The following is a 20,848-nucleotide window of genomic DNA, read 5'->3' on the forward strand; positions in this document are numbered from 1 at the left end:
ACAACAAACAACATTATCTTTTTTATCTCTTCTGAGAAAATGTTGTTGCTGATAAAATTAGTACTTGCATAGGCGGAGTAAAATCAACGAGGATAGAAAAAAATTAACCTGTAATATTTAGAGAGCCCTCACTGTAAAGGGGCTCTCTAAATAATAAATGACAAAACTTTCTTTACATTCCTGGCAACATTTGCCGCATCAGATAGGTTGCGCAGCAACAGGCAGTTTATTAACGAGCGGCAACTTTACATAAAAAGAGGTGCCTTCGCCCGTAGCCGTAGTAAACCAAATATGCCCGCCGGCCTTTTCTACAATGGCTTTGCAAATAGCAAGCCCCAGCCCGGTACCAGATGACTTTGTTGTAAAATTGGGATTGAATATTTTAGACCGGAGTTCCTCATTAATACCATTGCCAAAATCTGTTACTGATACAACCACATCGCTTTGCTGCATGTATTGTTTTATTTGTATATGCGCAGCTTCATTTTCACCATAGGCTTCTATCGCATTTTTAATAAGATTGGTGAAGAGCCGGTTTATCTGCGCCTTATCAGAAAATATTTCAGTGTTACCTTCTTCAGCGGTAAAGCTGATAACCATGTTTGAATCGGCGCTATATAAATTTACCAGCTTTTGAATGAGTGTATTAATGTCGAAATATTCAGGCTTTGTATTTTCAATATTGGCAAACTGTGAAAAATCGCCTGCAATTTTTGAAAGCTGGTCAATCTGCTCAATTAAGGTAGAAGCCAGTTTTTTTGACAGGTCTACCGCGTTGGGCGTATTTTCCTCCATGGCACGCTGCAGGTATTGAATGCTCAGCTTCATAGGCGTTAAAGGATTTTTTATTTCATGCGCCACCTGCCTTGCCATTTCACGCCATGCGCCTTCGCGTTCACTTTTGGCAAGCGCTTCGGCACTTTTACCAAGCTGCTTTACCATCTTATTATATTCTTTTACCAGCATGCCTATTTCATCATTTCTTGTCCAGCGTATGGCTTCGTTAGCTGTTCCTATTTTTATTTCTTTCATCTTGCTGCCTATCAGCTCAAGCGACGAAGTAATGCGGCCTGTGAGCGTTACGGAAATAGCGCCGGAGAAAATAAAAATGAGTGCATTTAAAATGATAAGTGTGATAAGAAATCCTGAAATCTCATCTTTCAGCTCATCCTGCGAGCTTAATGAAGGAATGTTTAAATAGGCTATCGTTTCATCGTGCTCGCCTTTTATGGGTGTATATATGCTTTGAAAAGAAAAGTTGCCAATCTGTTCTGTATGCACAAACCTTGTGCTTTGATTATAGTGAAGCTCATAATAAGCTTCGGGGTCTATGCGCTTGCTTAATATTTGCTGTGTATAAATATAAGGCTGGGATGAAACGCTCATTGTTCCGTCTTTACGGTAAAGGTTAATATCGGTATTATGAATGGAAGCTATGTCGGCTATCTTTTTTTCAAATTCTCCATTATCATTAAAATCTTCTACATCAGAATCTGCATTAACAATTGTAAACTTTAGCGCCTGCTGAATTTCGCTCGATATAATCTGTGAAGTATTATACAATTCAGTGGTGGTATTTCTTTTAAACCTTAAAATAAAAAACGATATAGTGCCCGTGCCAATAATAAGAAACGATATAAAACTTACACCGATAATAGTGGTTTGAATCTGCGTTCGTATATTAAAACGGAATAAATTCCTGAAGCTGAATTTAGCACCGCGGTTTTGTATTAAATACCGGCTGTTATGCACCAAAAAAGAAAGCAGTATAAAGATGATAAACAGGTAAGAAAAAAGGGTTATAAAATTAAAAAACGCATCGTTCTTGCGGGCAATTACCAATACCTTGTTATTGCCGGTATTATACCAAAGCTGGTTATAACCCAGGGAATCTTTGAAAGCATATCCTGTTTTAGGAATTTGGCTGGCAGAAACAGAGTCTGAAAAATTAAAGCCGGTGAAAGGGCTTACCAGCTTATGGTTATCATATACACCAAGCACATAATCGCTGCTTCCGGATAAAAGGTTATTCGTTCGCCTGAACAGTTCCGGAACAAGGCTTGTACTTTCAAATAATTTTGGTTGTATTAACACAAAGAAAGACCCCAAAAAAACAGAATCACGGCTTACCTTTTTTTGAAAAATATAGTTATAGTTATTCTTGTTATTCCTGTAAACATACAAGCCTTTATACGATGTGGGTCTTGCCCGGTTTTCGAGCACTGAATTTATTACCGTATAGCTTGCAGAATCGTTGTTAAATAAAGGACGATTACCGGAATCGAACGTATAAATTTTTGTGTTGTATTTAGCGAGATAGGCGGAAAGATTTTTATTAATGAGGCTGTCTTTTATGTAATGGTTATCACTTTCATTTTGAAACCTGTAAAAATTATTCTTCAGGAATTCATCAGAAAAACTATTCAGCGTTATGCGCACAAGAAAAGTGCCCGAAGAGTCGGTTTGCTCCTGCAGGTTCCTGGCCACAAGCAAGCGTTTTTCTTTTTCTGTGGCCTTATTTTGATAAACAATAATGGACGAAGCCAATGCCGTTAATATAAGCGCCCATATAATAAAATAAGGAGAGCTGGCCAATGAAGAAAAAGAAGGATTATCATTATAGCGAATAAAAACTACAAGCGCTATCACAAACCCGCTAACAGTTAGCAGCATCTTTGCATCAATTGTAAAAACAGGCAGCGATATAAGCAGGAAGCTTACGGAAAGCATGATAATAAACTGCCAGAATAGAGGCAAATTGGTTTGAGATGCCAGCTGCACCAGCACGCCCGTGAAATAGAGCCATATATATAAGAGTATGCAAATAATAACGAAGCCGATAAATGAAAAAAAGCTAAGCGAAAAAAAATCTGCGGCATTAAAGCTTATGTTGGAGTGTTCAACAAGACCGGAGATTATTTCGGCAACATAAAAACTGATTAAAGGTATCAGCAGGAAAGACGAATAGATGAGCACTGTATACGCGAAAGGAAATTTTCGCAAAGCCACTCTGGCATTTGTTTTTATCCGCTTCCTGAAAAAAATGATAACCCATAATGCCAGCAATGTATTGACCAGTAAATCGCCCAGCGATTTGTTGATAAATCCACCATGATAAATTTCCTTACTAAACAAGGGCATACCCCTGTAATTGAACGGCACCGGCAGAAAAAATATAAGAATGCGAAGCAGCAGGAAACACGCTACTAAAAACACCAGCGCACTTCTGAAATTCTTTTTTATTGCAATTTCATTCGCAATATTGTTTACAAACACAAACAGCAAAAGCATGGCTGCAATACGCAGCAGGATAGATAAACCTGTGGGCGAATCATTATAAGCCTGGTTAATTTCTCTTATACTAAAAAGCGTTTTACCGGTGCTGTTTACAACAGGGGCACCTTTGCCAACAGGCGCTATTTCATAAGATTTATCAATATTTTCATTTATAGCAAAGTGTGAGCGCAGGTAATCATTCTCCATAAAATATTCCCAGCGCACCGGTATCATCATTATAAAAAAATAGTTCGTTTTATTTTTTGTGAATGATGTTTTCGCCAGCTCAAAAACCCCGTTTGGATAATTAACCAGGTAGCTGCCATCGGGCCGTTGCAGATCGTTTTCTGCGGGCGACATTTTGTTTGTATTCCAAAAAACCTGAACCGGGTTTCCCAGGTCGTTAAGCTGGTAGGCAAATATGCCCTGTACATCGCTTATAAGCTGTTCTTTTACTGAAGAAGGCTTGTCGCTTATTATTGCATCAACAATAACGCTATCATGCAGAATGTTTATAAATGAATTTTCGCGGCCTTGTATATATTCCGTTAAAATACCGGCAACTTTTTCTGAAGACGAGCTGTAAGAAAAATAGTTGGTAAAGATGAATGAGAGTGTATAAATCCAGGCAGCTACAAAAAATAGCCAGGCATTCTTATTAACTGCATGTTTAATGATTTTTATCAAGCAACAGGATTTTCTTTTTTCACAATATTCCAGATAGCGTCCATCTCCTCAAGGCTCATGTCGTATAAATTTTTGCCTTCCGCTTTTGCAGCAGCCTCCATTTTGGTAAAACGGCTAATAAACTTTTTATTGGTTTTCTCCAATGCATTTTCAGCATCTGTATTCAAAAACCGTGCATAATTAACCAGGCTAAAAAATACATCGCCCAGTTCCTCTTCCATCTCTTGCGGACTGTTGTTATTTACAGCCTGCTGCAGTTCCTGCATTTCTTCTTCTACTTTTAGCCAAACGTCTTCTTTTTGTTTCCATTCAAAGCCCACCTGCTTTGCCTTTTCCTGTATGCGTGTTGCTTTTACAACTGCCGGCAGCGAAACCGGCACACCGCTTAACACAGATGTTTTTCCCTCTTTCAATTTAATCTTTTCCCAGTTCCTTTTCACATCATCATCATCATTCACTTTCACATCGCCATAAATATGCGGGTGCCGCACAATCAGCTTATTGCAAATTGTTTCCAGCACATCGTTCAATGTAAACTGGTTTTGCTCTTTTGCAATGCGCGTATAAAACAATACATGCAATAATATATCGCCAAGTTCTTCTTTAATGCCGTTCCAATCTTCTTCTGTAATCGCATCGGCCAGTTCATACGTTTCTTCAATCGTCATTTGCCGCAGCGTTTGAATAGTCTGCTTTTTATCCCAGGGGCATTTTTCACGCAAGTCATCCATTATGTTCACCAGTCTTTCAAAATTCTCTTTATATTCCATTTAAATATTTATTAGAAATCGTTATCAATATTAATCCAATATAAAAGTTATCCGAGCCCACGTATTGTATTATCAGGCAGGAGGCTTTTAATTTTCACTAAAATTACACAAGGCATTTTAAGCAGCAATATATACCTTGCCGCACATTTTTTCGTTAATGATGAATCAAAGTATAATTATGAAGAAAAGCGTGCTGCTGTTAACTTTTATTTTGGTTTTCCGTTTTGCGAATGCCCAGTTTTATTATAATGATGTGGTTGATTTAAAAGCATCGAATGAAATGTACGCTAACCTTGTAAAGAATAATGTGCAGGAAATTACCGCTGCCAGCATGGAAAGCGATAATACACCGGCAGCAGGATTTGCCTATTCCAAAATACTGAAGAATAATGGCGCTGTTGCCATAACGCATACAGCACTTGAAACCGGTAGCATTTCCGATGATTACGATACTTATACAAACGGGCTTATTTCAAAATCGCAGGATGTAGCAGACAGTGTTTCCACAATAGTTGAATATACTTATGATAATGCGGGAAAGATATTAACCGTAAAAACTCAAACCGACGACACAACCATGGACACGCACAGCACAGAGCTGCACCAATGGTTTTATACCGGTTCTGTTCCGGATTCAATGCTGCGCATAAAAAATAGCGGAGATACAACCGTTGTTCATTTTAAAAAAGATGAAAACCAAAATATAGTTGAAGAATTATGGCTTAAGAGGGGACGGTTATTGGAACATTACTTTTATTATTACAACGATAAAAATTTGCTTAGCGATATTGTTCGTTTTAATACAAAAGCGCAGCAAATGCTGCCGGATTATATGTTTGAATATAATGACAATGGAACCATTTCGCAGCTAACACAAATTCCGCAAGGCTCATCAGATTATGTTATATGGCAATATATTTATGATGAGCGCGGGCTTAAAACAAAAGATGTTTTGTTTGACAAGCATAAACAATTGCTGGGCACGATTAACTATACATATCGCTGAGCTGTTGCATTAACGCTCAAAGCCTTCACCACTAAGGTTTCATTGCCAGGTATTGCTCTGCATCCGGGTATGGAAGCGTTATTATAGTTGCACCAACATAGTACGGCGCAATTTCATAAGCGTTATAATACAATTGCAAACCACTGTCTGTAAAAAAGATATTTTTTGGCAATACAAATTTGTTATCATCAAATGTATAAATGGTTGAATTCACAGGCGTGCCTGCAGGTATTTTAAGCTGCTCCCTGAATTTCTTTTCAGCCAAAGCGGTTAAAGCCGGTATATCTTTAATCACATCTCCCTGCGCAAGTTTCTTCCCTGTCTCAGCATTAAACAGCAAAGAATAAGTGTTAGAATTTGGATGCGCCCCGCCGGTAAATGTAAAAGCCTCCAGTTTTATATTCACAAGTCTATCGGTTTGCTTTACCACGCTGCCATTTAATTTTCCATCCCAGCTAATTGCCGGGCCGTCCGGGAACTTCGTCTTCATCTTCTTATACGCATCAACAAAGCCTGCAACCAATGAATCATAACCTGTATATGATTTGCCTTCTTCACCAAGTGCTTTTTGTGCAACAATAAAAACATAATCATTAATGTTTTTGGCAGCAATTGTATCACCCCGGGCAATGGGAATATTGATTGTGGCTTTTGTGCACGAATCGCAATCCGGCGTTAATTCGGACTTAAAGCTTTTGTTGATAAAAGATAGTGTTGAAGATTCATTCTCCTGCGTGTTGTTTACCGGCGAATTGCAGGCAAATAATGTAAACGGCAAAACAATAGCTTCTATATATGATAATGTTTTCATTGATGTTTTTAAGGCTTTAAAAAAAATCTTATTGCGTATTACCTTTGCACCTCGCAAATTACAATTCCCTCCTGTAAAATAACCACCCATAAAAATTCTGAGAAAAGAAATAAAAAAAGTTAATTAAACGTTTGTTTAATTTAAACAAGCGTTTAATTTCGCACTTTAAATTTTATACATCATGAAACTGTGCATGAAATTTTTTAAACAGCAGAACGCACATAACGAGGTTTCATGAGATAATTGAAAAAATTTGTACGAATGAAAGACAAGCGGCAACTGATTATGGAAGCAACTCTTTTTCTTTTTGCAGAAAAAGGATATGAAGGCACTTCTATAAGAGATATTGCAGAAAAGGCGAATGTGAATGTTGCCATGGTGAATTACTATTTTGGAAGCAAGGAAAAACTGTTTGAGAATATCGTAAAGCTCAAATCGTCCACCACGCGGCTGCAGCTTGATGAAATAGCCAGTAATAAATCGCTCACCTCCATTGAAAAAGTGGAAATGGTTATTGATTCGTTTATTGAAAGGCTGTTTACGCACAGGGTATTTCACCGCCTTATTCACCAGGAGCTTATTTTAAACCAGCGCGAAGCATTGCAATGTTCTATTGTTGATAATCTTTTGCCTAATGCTTCCATCATAAAACAGGTTATAGAAACAGGTATTAAAAAAGGTGAATTTAAAAAAGTTGATGTGGAGTCAACCATCGCAACATTAATAGGAACAATCAACCAGATTTTACTCTCAAAAAAAATGTGTAACAGGCTCATGGGTAAGCCCGACGATTACGTGCCTTATGAAGATGCGAAATTTAAAAAACGTGTGTCGGTGCATTTAAAGCAACTGATGCATGCCCATCTTTCAAACAAATAAAAAAATCAGGAATTTATGGAGCAGGAACAACAGCAACCGAAAAAGAAATCACCAGTCCGCTACGTAATAATAGCAATCATTGCAATAGCAGCAGGCATATTTGGATGGACAAAAATCTCTTACGCCATTACGCATGAAAGCACCGATGACGCCCAGGTGGAAACACAAATTTCTCCTGTGCTGCCAAGAGTTAGCGGTTATGTAAAAATGATCGAAGTAAAAGATTACGATTCAGTAAAAGCAGGACAGTTATTAATTGAAATAGATGATGCCGATCTTCAAACACAACTGTTGCAGATGAAGGCAGATTATGAAGCAGCGCAGGCGGATATTTTAAATGCGCAGGCTGCCTTAAAGAATGCACAGATTAGTTTAAGCACCAATCATGGAGATATAAAGCTTTCATCTATTAAAATACAGCAGGCAGAAGAAGATTACGAGCGCAATCAAAAATTGTATGCCGACCAGGCTATTACAAAAAAGCAATTGGATGACAGCCGCTTTAACCTTGAACAGGCAAAGCAGCAAACAGCAAATAATAAAAGCGAGCTCTCCACTGCACAAAGCCGCATTGCTATTTTGCAGGCCGGCCTTGAAAAAGCAAAAGCCGGCCTGGCTATAAAAGCAGCCGCCATTCAGCAACAACAGTTAAAAATTTCCTATACAAAAGTGTATGCGCCGCAATCGGGTAAGCTTGGGAAACTAAATATTGTGGCGGGACAGTTTGTACAGGCAGGCTCTCCTTTATTTCAAATTGTAAACGATACCACTTATTGGGTGGTGGCTAACTTTAAAGAAACGCAGATAAGAAAATTTTATCCGGGCATGCCGGTTGAAATTGCACTCGATGCCTATCCTGATTCCACGCTGCATGGTAATGTTGCCAGCTTAAGCGAAGCAACAGGTGCAAGGTTTTCCGTATTGCCTCCCGATAATGCAAGCGGCAATTTTGTTAAAGTTACCCAGCGCATCCCCGTTAAGGTAAACATAGATCACGTGAGCGATTACAGCAATATTTTGCGGGCAGGCCTAAGCGCCGATGTTAGCATTAAAGTAAATTAATATCGTGAAGCGTAAATAGTGAAGCGTGAATGTAAATGCGCGAAAATTTTAAATGTAAGATTGGATGAAGACATCTTAAAAGAAGAACAGTAAACGCGTCAAGCAATAATTATCAAATCCCAAAGTCTTCATGATTCACGTTTGACAATTGACGTTTACAATTCACGTTACCGTCTCACGGCAAAATAAACCTCATGAAAAAGCTCGCTAAATATATAATTGTAATCACAACAGTGTCTGCCGCAGTAATGGAACTGGTAGACACATCTATTGTGAACGTTGCTATCACCGATATGGCGGGAAGCCTCGGTGTAAGCATTGAAGACATGAGCTGGGTAATTACTTCTTATGCCATTGCCAACGTTATCATTATTCCGCTTACCAGTTTTTTGGCAGAATATTTTGGCAGAAAGAATTATTATCTCGCATCAATGATGATTTTTACACTGGCTTCCTATATGTGCGGCCAGTCAACGGGATTGGTTGAAATAATCATCTGGCGTTTTATACAAGGCGTTGGTGGCGGTGCACTGCTTTCCACATCGCAGGCAATTTTATTTGATGCATTCTCAGAAGAGGAAAGGCCTATTGCATCCGGTTTATTTGGTATGGGCATGGTGCTCGGGCCAACGTTTGGACCCACAATCGGGGGACTGATTATAGAACATTTTAGCTGGCCTTTAATATTTATGATTAATGTTCCCATCGGCATTATTGCCACACTTCTTGCCTACACATTTATTGATAAAAAAGACAAGGAAGGCGAGCACAAAAAAGGAATGTACATAGATTATAAAGGCATTCTTTTTCTCGCAGCAGGAATAGGTTGTTTGCAATATGTGCTGGAGAGAGGGGAAACAGAAGACTGGTTTAGCAGCAATTCTATCCGCATTTGCGCCGCTTTAGCATTTGCTGGTTTAACCAGCTTTATCATTCGCGAATTAAGAATTGAAAAGCCCGCAGTAAACCTGAGAGTATTAAACAACCGCAATCTTATTTTTACTACCATCTTTACTTTTATTGTTGGTTTTGGGTTATACACTTCTGTATTTGTTTATCCCGTGCTTGCGCAGCGTGTAATGGGTTTTACAGCTTATGAAACAGGCCTTGCACTGTTAGCGCCTTCTTTAATCTCTGTAATATTAATGCCTGTTATAGGTAAATTAATGAGTAAAGGCGTATCATCCATTCCGTTTGTGGTAACAGGGTTTATATTGTTCTCCGCCTTTACATTCATCACTTCCAGGATAAGCCCTGATGCAGGCCGGTGGGATTTCTTTTTCCCGTTCCTTATACGGTCAGCAGGCCTTTCCATGGTGATGCTGCCGCTCATAAACCAGGCAGTGGTTGGGTTGCAACCAAAAGATTATTCCGCAGGTATAGCATTGAATAATATGGTGCGGCAATTGGGCGGTGCATTTGGTATTGCCATCGCCAACAATTATGTGGCGCATCATTATGCATTGCACCGTACAAGTTTGGTGGGCAATCTTACACCGGGTTCGCCTGAATACACGCAACGCATTACGGCTATCACGCAGGGATTATCTGCACATATAAATATTGACAGTTCATCTGCAGCGCATGGCGCCCTGGCCATTTTAAATAACCAGGTTGACAGGCAGGCTTATTATTTAGCCTATCTCGATACATTCAATCTCATTGCAATATTTTTTGCCCTGGCATTACCGCTGGTAGTGTTTTTAAGAACAAAGAAAAAAACAAGCAATGATGGCGCCGCGTCAAAGGCAATGCTTGAAGCGCATTAGAGAATTTTGTTTATGTGCCTGACACTTTGAAGTGTTTGACATATAATTAAAACATGAAAAAAATAAGCAGCAATAAAAAAGGCCCGGCATGCACAAAGTGCCGGCCTTTATAAAATTTAAACTGAAAAAATATACGAATGAAACCGAGCATGATAATTTTTCTCATATAAGGGGAATGCACATAGCGAGGTTCCATGAAACCATTAAAAAATAAAACTAGTACGAATGAAAAAGCATTTAATAACATTCACATTGTTGTATGCTTCTGTAATAGCCAATGCACAAACACCTGTAAATAGTGAATTGAAAAATATTATCAACCAGTCATTCACTTATTATCCAAAAGTGCAGGAAGCCCAAAATCAAATTGACATTGCACAAAAACGCATTGATGCAGCTAAAACAAACCTGCCAACAGTTGATTTGAACGGCAGTTATGAATATCTGCAGCCTAAAATTACTTTACCGCTTGAAGTTAACGGGCAAAAACAAAATTTCCAGTTTGCGCCTGTACACAATTTCAATGCAAATGTGGGCGCTCAATATATGCTGCTTGATTTTGGAAGATTAAAAGCCAACGTTGATAAATCGAAAGCCGATCTTAAATATGCTGCAGATAATGTAAGCAATGTACAAACACAACTAGCAAGCCAGGTAGCCAATATTTATTACAACATTATTTATTTCAGGAAAGCTATTGCGGTTGAAGACAGCGTTTTAAATTATCTTAATGCCAATAAAAGCATTGCAGAAAACAAATTAAAAAACGGCGATGCTATTAAGCTTGATGTATTGAACCTTCAGTCGCAGGTGGATAATGAAATCAATTTAAGAGAAGACCTTTTAAACAACCTGCAAAAGCAAATTACATTGCTGCAATACACAACAGGTAACACCAATATTGCCAGCAATGGTTTCAATTTCGATTTGCCCGTTCAAACACCGCAGGATGCTTTTGCAACGGCATCTGCATCCGCGCCTGATTTTTTACTGGCACAGGATAAAATTGAACAAGCCAAAGCTGATTTAAAAGTAGTGAGGCAAACAGATAAACCCAGTATTACATTAAATGGTTCAGCAGGCGTAAAGAATGGTTATGTACCTAATGTAAATGAAGGCCGTTTTAATTATGCCGGCGGTGTGAGTTTAAAAGTGCCGCTGTTTGATGCCAAAACAAAAAAGCAAATTGCTGTTGCAGAAGCACAGGTAAAACAAAACCAGTTGGCACAGGAAAGCCTGAACAATGAATACCAGCAAAACATTCAGCAGGCGTTAACGGATATTCAAACCAATGCAGAAAAATTAAAGAATATGAAAAGCCAGATTGAAAATGCTGAAGCCGCTGTGCAGATTGCATCCAGCCGTTATTTGAATGGTATTGGTTTGAACACAGACATTACAGATGCTGCCGTGAATTTGCAACGCGCTTTATTAACCGGGCTGCGTTATGAATACCAACTGGCTTTGGCAAAAGTGGAATATGCAAGGGTTACAGGATACAAGTATTGGTAGCAAGTTGAAAGAAAAAATGTAAAGATGTTAAGGAGGTTCCTGTTAAAGAGAACCTCCTTTTTTTGTATGATGTTTTCTGCAAACATGAACAATGTTTATGCATTGAATTTTAAGAATCCCATATTTTGAACTGTTGTATTTATAAACGGCAATAAATACTTTAAATAATCGTAGGCATGCTATGGCAAAGAAATGAACATAGACATTCGTTATTTCGAAAGAGGATTTTAAAATCATCTTGTTTACCTGGGTCATCCATGCAACTAAGAGATCGCCTGCGTTCATGTGCGCACAAAAAATGTCCGCTATCGTACATTACATGTAGCGTCTCTCTCTTAAACATTTCAAAAACAATTATTTAGGCATTGGCATTGACATTGTGATTTTTTACCTGTGCAGGCATGCATAAATTAATCCATGTAATCCATTAATCATATAAATCCAGGTTCAAACAATGCTTCGTAATTATTTTAAAACTGCATTCAGAAGTTTAACCCGCAACAGGAATTATACTATTATCAACATTGCCGGCCTGGCTGTTGGCATTGCTGTTTGTATGATGATCTTTATGATCATTCAATATCAAACAAGTTTCGATGAGTTTCACTCAAAGAAAGATCGCATCTATCGTGTATTAACGGAAGCACATCATGCGGATGCGGCAACTGTTTCCTACACGAAAAACGTTCCGTTTCCAATGCCTGAAGGATTGAAAACAACGTTTCCCCAAATAGAGCAAATTGCCCCGGTTTATGCAAGCCACAACGATGAACTGCAGCCGCTTGATGACAATGGAACGCCTGTAAAAAACTTCAAGGAGCAGAGTGGTGTATTTTATACAGCGCCGTCATTCTTTAAAATGTTTGATTTCCCGTTGCTCGCAGGTTCGTATGAATCATTAAAAGACCCAAACAATGTATTGCTTACAAAAGAAGTTGCAGAAACATATTTTGGCGATTGGAAAACAGCAATTGGCAAAACCATTAAATTAACCGGAACATACAGCATTGGTGCAGGATTATTTCAGTCTCCGCCGGTAGCCCTGAAAGTTTCGGGCATTCTTGCAACCATACCAGCCAATACAGACTTTCAGCTTAAGCTGGTTATTGCCTGGGGAACCGATTTTACAGGTGATAAACAATATGGATTTGCACAACCTGACTGGAATGGAACATCCGCTGATTTTGGTTGTTATGTTTTGTTACCGCCCCATATTTCTGTTGACAATTTTAATCAGCAATTACGGGCATATTCAAGAAAGACACTGCCGCCGGATAATAAGAATAGCAATATTATACAACCATTAAGTGCGATACACTATGATGCACAAGCAGGCAATTACAGCAACCAAACAATCAGTCATGAACTGTTGAATGTATTGTGGCTGATTGCAGCATTTATTCTTTTGATAGCCTGCGTAAATTTCATCAATCTCTCCACTGCACAGGCCATTAACCGTGCAAAAGAAGTTGGTGTAAGAAAAGTGCTGGGCAGTAATAAATCGCAACTGCAAATTCAATTCATTATTGAAACATTCCTGATAGTTACAAGTGCTGTAATACTGGCAGCGGTTATTACAGTACTTGCATTGCCATATCTGAATCAATTGTTAGAACTTTCGCTTTCATTCAACATATTCAGCAACCCTGCAATTATTTTATTTCTTTTAATTGTAACAATTGCTGTAACCGCACTTGCCGGTTTTTATCCTTCTATTGTGTTATCACGTTTCAATCCGGTTAATGCTTTAAAGAGTAAACTCACAGCAAATACTGTTAAAGGCATTTCATTAAGAAGAGGATTAGTAGTGTTTCAATTCATCATTGCACAGGCGCTTATTATCGGCACACTCATTATTGTAAAGCAGATGGATTATTTTATGAACCAGCCGTTGGGTTTCGATAAAGATGCGATTGTAAATGTTCCTTTCCGTCCTGATAGTACCGGCAGCAAGCTCACGGATTATTTGAGGCAACAGCTATTACAGGAAAACGGCGTGCAGGCAGTAAGCTTTAGTTCCAACACACCTGTTGAAGATGATAATAACAGGTTTACCACACTCAAATTTGACCATGCAATAAAAGATGAAGATTTCCAGGCTATTACCAAATTTGCCGATAACGAATATGTACCCGTTTATAAACTGCAGCTGGCAGCCGGAAGAAATTTGCAACCTTCCGATATGACAAGAGAATTTTTGGTGAATGAATCATTCGTTAAAAGCCTGGGAATTAAAAACCCGGAAGATATATTAAACAAAGAAGTAAGTATATGGGGTGATGTGATAAAATGCCCGGTTGTTGGTGTTGTGAAAGATTTTAATGACAGGTCTTTACGCCAGAGTGTTGCTCCATTGCTTATTACCACAAACAGTACAATGTACCGACAGGCTTCAATAAAATTGACCGCTGCAAACATTTCTTCAACCATGCAATCCATTAAAAAAATATGGCAGCAAACTTTTCCTGATTATGTTTATGAATACAAGTTCCTGGACGATAAGATTGCAGGTTTCTACAAACAGGAAAACCAGTTGTCGCAGTTGTATAAAATTTTTGCTGCCATCGCTATATTCCTTAGCTGTCTTGGATTGTATGGCTTAGCTTCCTTTATGGCGGCGCAAAGAATTAAAGAAGTTGGCATCCGCAAAGTGCTGGGTGCAACTTCAGCAAACATTGTTTATCTCTTCTCAAAAGAATTCATCATACTTATTGCGATTGCATTTGCCATTGCCACACCAATTGCCTGGTATTATATGCACCAATGGTTGCAGGATTATGCTTATCGCATTGATGTGAGCTGGGTAATATTTTTTGCAAGCGGAATGGCTGCAATAATCATTGCCCTGGCAACAATAAGTTTCCAGGCAATAAAAGCAGCCGTTGCTAATCCTGTTAAATCCCTGCGAACGGAATAATGCAGTGCAGGCAATAAGCAGAAGCTGGAAAAGTTGAACAATGCCTACATTCGTGCAACGCAGCTTTTCAACATGAATAATATTAAAATATCAACAGCGCAATTTGAGAACAGGAGTAATGATAAGGACTATAATCTTTCAATCATTGAATCCCTTTCAAAAAAAGCGGCCATACAAGGTTCACAGGTTATATGCTTTCATGAATGTTGTATTACCGGCTATACGTTTGCAAGCCATTTTTCAAAAGAGCAAATGCTTCATGTGGCAGAGTTTATTCCGGCCGGCGAAAGCATTTTAAAGCTTACGGAAATAGCGAAACATAACAACATTACTATCCTGGCAGGATTGTTTGAGAAAGATGCACATGAAAATTTATTCAACACCTATGTTTGTGTAGATAAGAATGGTTTGGTGGCCAAATACAGGAAACTCCACCCGTTTATAAATCCATATTTAATAGCGGGCGACAGCTACTGCATATTTGAAATTAACGGGTGGAGATGCGGCATATTGATTTGCTATGATAATAACATTATTGAAAACGTTCGTGCTACAAAACTTTTGGGAGCAGACATTATTTTCATGCCGCACGTAACCATGTGCACGCCATCAACAAGGCCGGGCGCAGGTTTTGTTGATCCTGAGCTTTGGAAAAACCGGGACAATGATCCTACATCATTACGATTGGAATTTGATGGAATGAAAGGCAGGGCCTGGCTTATGAAGTGGCTGCCCGCACGGGCTTACGATAATGCAGTATATGCCGTATTTTCAAACCCGGTTGGAATGGATGATGACCAGCTAAAGAATGGCTGCTCCATGATTATTGATCCTTTTGGCGACGTGATTGCAGAATGCCGTTCATTTGAAGACAGCTTTGTAACGGCAACTATTTCTGCGGAAAAAATCACCCGGGCCGGCGGCTACAGGTATATAAAAGCAAGAAGGCCTGAACTGTATAAAGATATCATTGGCAAAGATCATAAGCCGGAGCAAAAAGTAGTTTGGCTTAATGGTGATAAGTAATAAATGCATGAAAAATGACTCCGGAATATTTACGACATTAAAATTTATGCAGGCAAATAAATATCAAACCTTGCGCCTTTATTTGGTTTGCCTGTGGCGGTAATAACACCCTCATGGTTTTCCACTATTTTTTTTACAAGTGCCAAGCCAATGCCTGTGCCTGAATAATCCTGCCTGCCATGCAGCCGTTGAAAAATAGCAAAAATTTGTTCAGCATATTCTTCTTCAAAGCCAATACCGTTATCTTTAAAAACAATGTGATGATATTTTTTTTGCGGATCAAGCTGTAAATGCTGCCTTATTTCTGCATCAGCGGCTTTGGAAGAACTAATTTGTATAACAGGATTTTTACTGGAAAATTTTAATGCATTGCTGATAAGGTTTGAAAAAAGTTGAGAGAATAACAGCGGAATTCCTTTAACGGTTGGCAAATTTTTATATTTAATTACTGCATGCTTCTCTTCGATTAATAATTCAAAATCGTGTTTAGCATCTTCAATGATGCTATTTAAATCAACCGCTTCGAATTTTTCTTCTAAATGCGATGTTCGGGAATAATTCAGCACATCCCTGACTAATGTTTGCATGCGCTCGGCAGAAACACTTATTCTTTCAAGATAGCTTTCTATTGCCTCTTTATTGCCCACTTTTCCTTTAAGCATATTGCTGAACGTTTGAATTTTCCGCAACGGTTCCTGTAAATCATGGCTGGCTATGCGGGCAAATTGTTCCAGTTCCCTGTTGGTTTTTTCAAGCGCTTTATTTTTTTCAGCCAGTTCTTTATTGGCTTCGATTATTAAAATTTCGTTCTTCTTTTTTTCTGTAATATCCTGCACAAGGCCGATCATAATCTTTTCACCCCGGTCGTTTGTTCCCAGGCTGCCCGAACCGGCAATATCTTTTATTTTTCCATTGGCAATAATGCGGTAATTCACGGGATACAATACGCCGGTTTTTATTCCCTCTTCTATATTCCTGCGCACATGTTTCAAATCGTCCGGATGAATCAGTTTTAAAATATTTTCCACAACCGGTTTAAATGTTTTTGAATCAACTCCATAAACCGCATACATATTTTTACTCCAGGCAACTTTGTTGGTTACGAGGTTCCAGGTATAATTTCCCATCTTGCCAATTACTTCCGCTTTTTCAAACGAAGTATTGAGAGCGGTGAGTTCAGCAGTTCTTTCTTTTACTTCTTTTTCCAGTTTATCGGCATACGTTTTTTGCTCCGTAATGTCCAGGGCAGTTCCGTACATTCTCACTGGCGCGTTATTTTCAAATACAATCTTACCTTCCGTTTTAACCCAGTGTAAAGATTTGTCCTGCCATATAACCCTTGCTTCATAAAATAAATTACCCGTTATAAAAGCTTCTTCATGTGCTTTCGTTCTTACAGGCAAATCGTCAGGGTGAATAGCATCAACAAAACTTTGCCGGGTAAGGTTTTCTGTGTTATTGTATCCAAAAATGTGCGCAAACCTTTCGGAATAAATAAATTCATCTTCTTCAATATTCCAGTCAAAAGTACCCATAGCGCCTGCCTCAATAACCAGGCGTAACCGCTTTTCACTTTCTTCAATTTGTTTCCGGACCTTTGTATATTCTGTAATGTCGCGGGCAATTTTTGATGCGCCTATAATTTTTCCTTCACTGTTTTTAATGGGCGAAATAGTAAGAGAGATATCTACCTGGTTGCCATTTTTGGTAAGCCTTTTTGTTTCAAAATGATCCACCACTTCACCGCGGCTGATTTTATTGAGTATCATTGTCTCTTCGCTAATCCGGTCGGCAGGAATTATTTTCGTAATGGGCTGTCCTATCATTTCTTCAGCCGTATAACCAAATAATTTCTGCGCACTGGGGTTCCAACTGGTAACAATGCCTTTTGTGGTTTTGCTAATAATGGCGTCTTCCGAAAATTGCACAATAGCCGCAAGCTTCGCATTGGCGATTTCCGCTTTTTTAGATTCTGTAACGTCAATAAGCGTATTAGCAGCCCCTGTTATTTTGCCGTTTGCATCGTAAATAGGTTCTGCAAACGGAATAAAAGATCTTCTGCTGCCATCCGGCCGTTCTGCAATAAAATAAGTGTAAGCAACCACCTTTCTTTTTTCTTTTAAACAAATGGCCATAGGGCATTTATCAAACGGTACCTCCGTAATGCCATCGGCTTCAAACATTTTCCACGAACCGCACCATTTATCTTTCCCTATTTGCGGATGACACGCCCAAAGTTCAGCAGCCGCCTCATTATATAAAGTAATTACGCCATGCTCATCTGTTGTATAAAAGGCCACGGGCAGGCTGGCAATGATATTCCTATAACGCTCCTTACTTTCAAGCACCGCCATTTCTGCCTGCTTGATATTGGTTATATCCTGGAAAATATTTATAGCGCCTTTTACTTTTCCATCTTCATCAAACAAAGGGTCAACATTTACCGACGCATAAAAATTCTCACCATTTGGCCGCTGTACGATGGATTCTACATTCCTAAATGGCTGTCCTGTTTTTAAAGCCAGCGCCATCGGTGTTTGCTCAGGAGGAACAAACTTGCCATCTATCGTCCACACTTTATAACAGGCACAAAATTTTAAAGATTCATCCCGGATGTTTGGCCTGTAGCCCCAAAGTTTTACGGCTATTTCATTAAAAAATAAGATTTTCCCGGAAGCATCGCAGGTGTACACGGCCACGGGAAGCAGGGTTAAAAGTTCGCGGTATTTTTTTTCACTCTCTTCAATTTTCTTTCTTGCTTCCACCTGCTCCGTTACCTCTACCGCATGAATCATAACAGAAACTACTTCTCCATCCTCATTGCTTATGGGCTTGGCAGCAAAATCATAATACCCGGTTTTGGCAATTCCTGCATAGTTAAATGTTGCCGGGAATTCATGCGCAACAAACGCTTTTCCGGAATGATAAACTTCTTCAAGGCGTTCGAAGATTTTTTGATCTTGTATTTCAGGGAAAGCTTCGCGAATAGTTTTACCCAGCAGTTGCCGCTCTGTGCGGCTAAACATTTTTTGGTACAAAGCATTGGCAAGCACATATTTTTGGAGCGGGCCTTCTACTAATGCAATAGCAGCCGGCGCCTGCATAAATACATTGCGTATCTGCACTTCAGCCCTGCTATCCTTTTTTTTATCTTTCTTTTTTGCATGAACGAACCCGGTTAATGGCTTTGCGGGGTAATCATCGGCAGCCCGCTTTAAATTACCCGTCTTTGAATTTTCTATCGCTACAAAACCAGCTCGTTTTTTTTCATCAGTTCCTTCACTGCGCTTCGACAAACTTTTCTTCACCTGATAAAATTTTTTTAAGTATTGTAATCAGTTTATTTATATCTGTTGGCTTGGTAAGAAAATAATTTGCGCCAAGCTTTTTTGTTTCTTCCTTATCGCGCTGCCCGCTGCTGGTAGTGTAAATAATAACCGGTATGTGTTTAAGGCGTTTTTGCTTTTTTATTTCTGCAAGACATTGGCTGCCACTCATACCAGGCATATTTAAATCAAGAAAAATAAAATCAGGTTTAAACATTTTATCTTTTGTAAGCTTTTCCAGTGCCTCTTTGCAATTATCTGAAATAACAAACCTGATTAAGGTGCTTATATTCTGAAGGGCGATTGAAAATATTTCCTGGTCATCAGCATCATCATCAATAAGAAGCAAGGTAGGAGCTTGTACCATAGAATCATTAATAGGTAAACGAATTTAAATAAATTCGGTTTAAATCTTTAATGTATGATTTATTGTCTATGATAAAACTATTGATCTTTCGCCAGGCAGTTCCAGATATATTGATATACTTCCGCAGCATCAAGTGGCGCTTCAGCTTTATCATGATTACTGGAAAAAACAGCATGATATTTTTGATCTGCAAATATGCTTCCATGCGAGCCTTTTACCAGTGTTGCATCTAAAGGAATAACATCCATCACATAGCGGAACCCAAGCTTTTTACGCAGCAATTTATATCCTGCTCTTGCTTTCGAAGTCATAAACAACTCCACCGGGTCATAGCCCGGTTTTTTATGTATATCAACCACCCTTGCATAATCCGGGGCCACAGCATCATCCAACCAGAAATAATAAGTGAACCAGCTATTGGTATCAGCAACCAGCACAAGATCGCCGGAACGCTCATGATTGATATGATATTCCTGCTGCTGTTCTTTATCAAGCACCAATGCAATACCGGGAATATTTGATACAAGCGAACGGACCTTTGATAACACAGAAACATCATTGATATAAATATGCGCTACCTGGTGATCGGCCACTGCAAAAGCTTTTGAAGCGCCTGCATCCAATAATTCCAGGCCGCGTTCAATCCGAATACCTAATAACCCTTCCTTACGCAAAACCCTGTTGATATGAATTGGATTATTAACCGGCATTATGCCATATTCCGAAAGCAAAATAATGCTTGCGCCTGCTGTTTCATAATGTTCAACCAATTGCTTTACTACATCATCAACTTCTTTTAAATGAGTGTTGATCTGCGAAAGATTATCGCCATATTTCTGCAGGCAATAATCAAGATGGGGTAAATAAATTAAGGTAAGAGTAGGATCATATTTTTTGTCTGTAAACAAAGATGCATCTGCTATCCATTGCGTGGAAGTAATGTCTGCACCCGGCCCCCAGAATTTGAATAAAGGAAATTGTCCTAATGTTTGCTGCAACTCATCCCGCAGTTCTGCAGGATGTGAATAACAGTCAGGCATTTTCCTTCCATCAGCAAGATAGTTGGGGCGGGGCGTTACAGCATAATCTGCACTGCTGTACATGTTATACCACCAAAACATTTTGGAAATGGTGAACAAAGGATCAATCTTCTTTGCACGTTCCCATATCTTTTCTCCCTGCACCAGCTTGTTGGATTGCTTCCAGAATTTTATTTCGCAATCCGTTTTATCATACCATCCGTTACCAACAATACCGTTTTCTGAAGGCCATTTACCGGTAACATAAACAGATTGAACTGAAGTGGTAACGGCAGGCAATACAGGCTTCACGGTTTGTAAACCATGCAGCGCTGTAAATTTCTCTATGAAAGGTGTATACTCTCCAATAAGATTGGATGATAAGCCCACAATATCAATAACAACAGTTTTATGCATCTTA

13 protein-coding genes are annotated in these 20,848 nt (G+C 39.0%); 7 read left to right on the forward strand and 6 right to left on the reverse strand.

Annotation, left to right across the window (positions count from 1 at the left end; all coding sequences use genetic code 11):
- Positions 1 to 198: 198 nt before the first annotated feature.
- Both BM015_RS02710 and mazG read right to left on the reverse strand, forming a co-directional pair.
- On the reverse strand, positions 199 to 3,963 hold the full coding sequence (locus BM015_RS02710; protein WP_090654230.1) for a sensor histidine kinase: 3,765 nt from the start codon (positions 3,961 to 3,963) through the stop codon (positions 199 to 201).
- Positions 3,960 to 4,733, reverse strand: a complete 774-nt coding sequence (gene mazG / locus BM015_RS02715) for a nucleoside triphosphate pyrophosphohydrolase (RefSeq protein ID WP_090654233.1) — start codon at positions 4,731 to 4,733, stop codon at positions 3,960 to 3,962. Before mazG ends, BM015_RS02710 begins: the two co-directional genes overlap by 4 nt.
- A gap of 178 nt (positions 4,734 to 4,911) precedes the next feature.
- Here mazG and BM015_RS02720 point away from each other — a divergent pair, with 178 nt between their 5' ends.
- Entirely contained in the window at positions 4,912 to 5,739 is an 828-nt protein-coding gene (locus BM015_RS02720) for a hypothetical protein (RefSeq protein WP_143075729.1), read from the forward strand.
- Positions 5,740 to 5,770: 31 nt separating this feature from the next.
- Here BM015_RS02720 and BM015_RS02725 read toward each other — a convergent pair whose 3' ends face one another.
- Positions 5,771 to 6,550, reverse strand: coding sequence for a DUF3298 and DUF4163 domain-containing protein (locus tag BM015_RS02725; RefSeq protein WP_177191788.1), 780 nt, complete (start codon positions 6,548 to 6,550; stop codon positions 5,771 to 5,773).
- Positions 6,551 to 6,811: 261 nt separating this feature from the next.
- Here BM015_RS02725 and BM015_RS02730 point away from each other — a divergent pair, with 261 nt between their 5' ends.
- The 6 genes from BM015_RS02730 to BM015_RS02755 all read left to right on the forward strand — a co-directional run bounded on the left by BM015_RS02730 (position 6,812) and on the right by BM015_RS02755 (position 15,715).
- Positions 6,812 to 7,429: a TetR/AcrR family transcriptional regulator gene (locus BM015_RS02730; protein WP_090654239.1), complete on the forward strand. Its 618-nt coding sequence runs from the start codon at positions 6,812 to 6,814 to the stop codon at positions 7,427 to 7,429.
- Between the two features lie 15 nt (positions 7,430 to 7,444).
- Positions 7,445 to 8,491: an HlyD family secretion protein gene (locus tag BM015_RS02735; protein WP_090654240.1), complete on the forward strand. Its 1,047-nt coding sequence runs from the start codon at positions 7,445 to 7,447 to the stop codon at positions 8,489 to 8,491.
- 194 nt (positions 8,492 to 8,685) lie between these two features.
- Positions 8,686 to 10,260 carry a DHA2 family efflux MFS transporter permease subunit gene (locus BM015_RS02740; RefSeq protein ID WP_090654242.1) on the forward strand — a complete coding sequence of 525 codons (1,575 nt, stop codon included), beginning with the start codon at positions 8,686 to 8,688 and terminating at the stop codon, positions 10,258 to 10,260.
- 225 nt (positions 10,261 to 10,485) lie between these two features.
- Entirely contained in the window at positions 10,486 to 11,772 is a 1,287-nt protein-coding gene (locus BM015_RS02745; RefSeq protein ID WP_090654243.1) for a TolC family protein, read from the forward strand.
- A gap of 454 nt (positions 11,773 to 12,226) precedes the next feature.
- Positions 12,227 to 14,689: an ABC transporter permease gene (locus BM015_RS02750; RefSeq protein ID WP_090654245.1), complete on the forward strand. Its 2,463-nt coding sequence runs from the start codon at positions 12,227 to 12,229 to the stop codon at positions 14,687 to 14,689.
- A 72-nt stretch (positions 14,690 to 14,761) separates the two neighbouring features.
- The gene (locus tag BM015_RS02755) at positions 14,762 to 15,715 is read left to right on the forward strand and encodes a nitrilase family protein (RefSeq protein ID WP_090655184.1); all 954 of its coding nucleotides are present in this window, start codon (positions 14,762 to 14,764) and stop codon (positions 15,713 to 15,715) included.
- 44 nt (positions 15,716 to 15,759) lie between these two features.
- Here the strand turns inward: BM015_RS02755 and BM015_RS02760 are convergent, their stop codons facing one another.
- From BM015_RS02760 to BM015_RS02770, 3 genes are all read right to left on the reverse strand, one after another.
- Positions 15,760 to 19,023, reverse strand: coding sequence for a PAS domain S-box protein (locus BM015_RS02760; RefSeq protein WP_143075730.1), 3,264 nt, complete (start codon positions 19,021 to 19,023; stop codon positions 15,760 to 15,762).
- Complete coding sequence (locus BM015_RS02765; protein WP_090654248.1) at positions 18,995 to 19,408, reverse strand: response regulator; 414 nt, start codon at positions 19,406 to 19,408, stop codon at positions 18,995 to 18,997. Before BM015_RS02765 ends, BM015_RS02760 begins: the two co-directional genes overlap by 29 nt.
- A 77-nt stretch (positions 19,409 to 19,485) precedes the next feature.
- Entirely contained in the window at positions 19,486 to 20,844 is a 1,359-nt protein-coding gene (locus BM015_RS02770) for an alkaline phosphatase family protein (protein ID WP_090654250.1), read from the reverse strand.
- Between the last annotated feature and the right edge of the window lie 4 nt (positions 20,845 to 20,848).

Origin of the sequence: Parafilimonas terrae (assembly GCF_900115755.1) — a bacterium.
Taxonomy (GTDB): domain Bacteria; phylum Bacteroidota; class Bacteroidia; order Chitinophagales; family Chitinophagaceae; genus Parafilimonas; species Parafilimonas terrae.

What these genes read in the sequence shown, in the direction of transcription:
- BM015_RS02730 (WP_090654239.1), top strand. Translation starts at nt 6,812, where the DNA reads ATGAAAGACAAGCGGCAACTGATTATGGAAGCAACTCTTTTTCTTTTT.
- BM015_RS02765 (WP_090654248.1), bottom strand. Translation starts at nt 19,408, where the DNA reads ATGGTACAAGCTCCTACCTTGCTTCTTATTGATGATGATGCTGATGAC.
- BM015_RS02740 (WP_090654242.1), top strand. Translation starts at nt 8,686, where the DNA reads ATGAAAAAGCTCGCTAAATATATAATTGTAATCACAACAGTGTCTGCC.
- BM015_RS02745 (WP_090654243.1), top strand. Translation starts at nt 10,486, where the DNA reads ATGAAAAAGCATTTAATAACATTCACATTGTTGTATGCTTCTGTAATA.
- BM015_RS02720 (WP_143075729.1), top strand. Translation starts at nt 4,912, where the DNA reads ATGAAGAAAAGCGTGCTGCTGTTAACTTTTATTTTGGTTTTCCGTTTT.
- BM015_RS02735 (WP_090654240.1), top strand. Translation starts at nt 7,445, where the DNA reads ATGGAGCAGGAACAACAGCAACCGAAAAAGAAATCACCAGTCCGCTAC.
- mazG (WP_090654233.1), bottom strand. Translation starts at nt 4,733, where the DNA reads ATGGAATATAAAGAGAATTTTGAAAGACTGGTGAACATAATGGATGAC.
- BM015_RS02725 (WP_177191788.1), bottom strand. Translation starts at nt 6,550, where the DNA reads ATGAAAACATTATCATATATAGAAGCTATTGTTTTGCCGTTTACATTA.
- BM015_RS02770 (WP_090654250.1), bottom strand. Translation starts at nt 20,844, where the DNA reads ATGCATAAAACTGTTGTTATTGATATTGTGGGCTTATCATCCAATCTT.
- BM015_RS02755 (WP_090655184.1), top strand. Translation starts at nt 14,762, where the DNA reads ATGAATAATATTAAAATATCAACAGCGCAATTTGAGAACAGGAGTAAT.
- BM015_RS02750 (WP_090654245.1), top strand. Translation starts at nt 12,227, where the DNA reads ATGCTTCGTAATTATTTTAAAACTGCATTCAGAAGTTTAACCCGCAAC.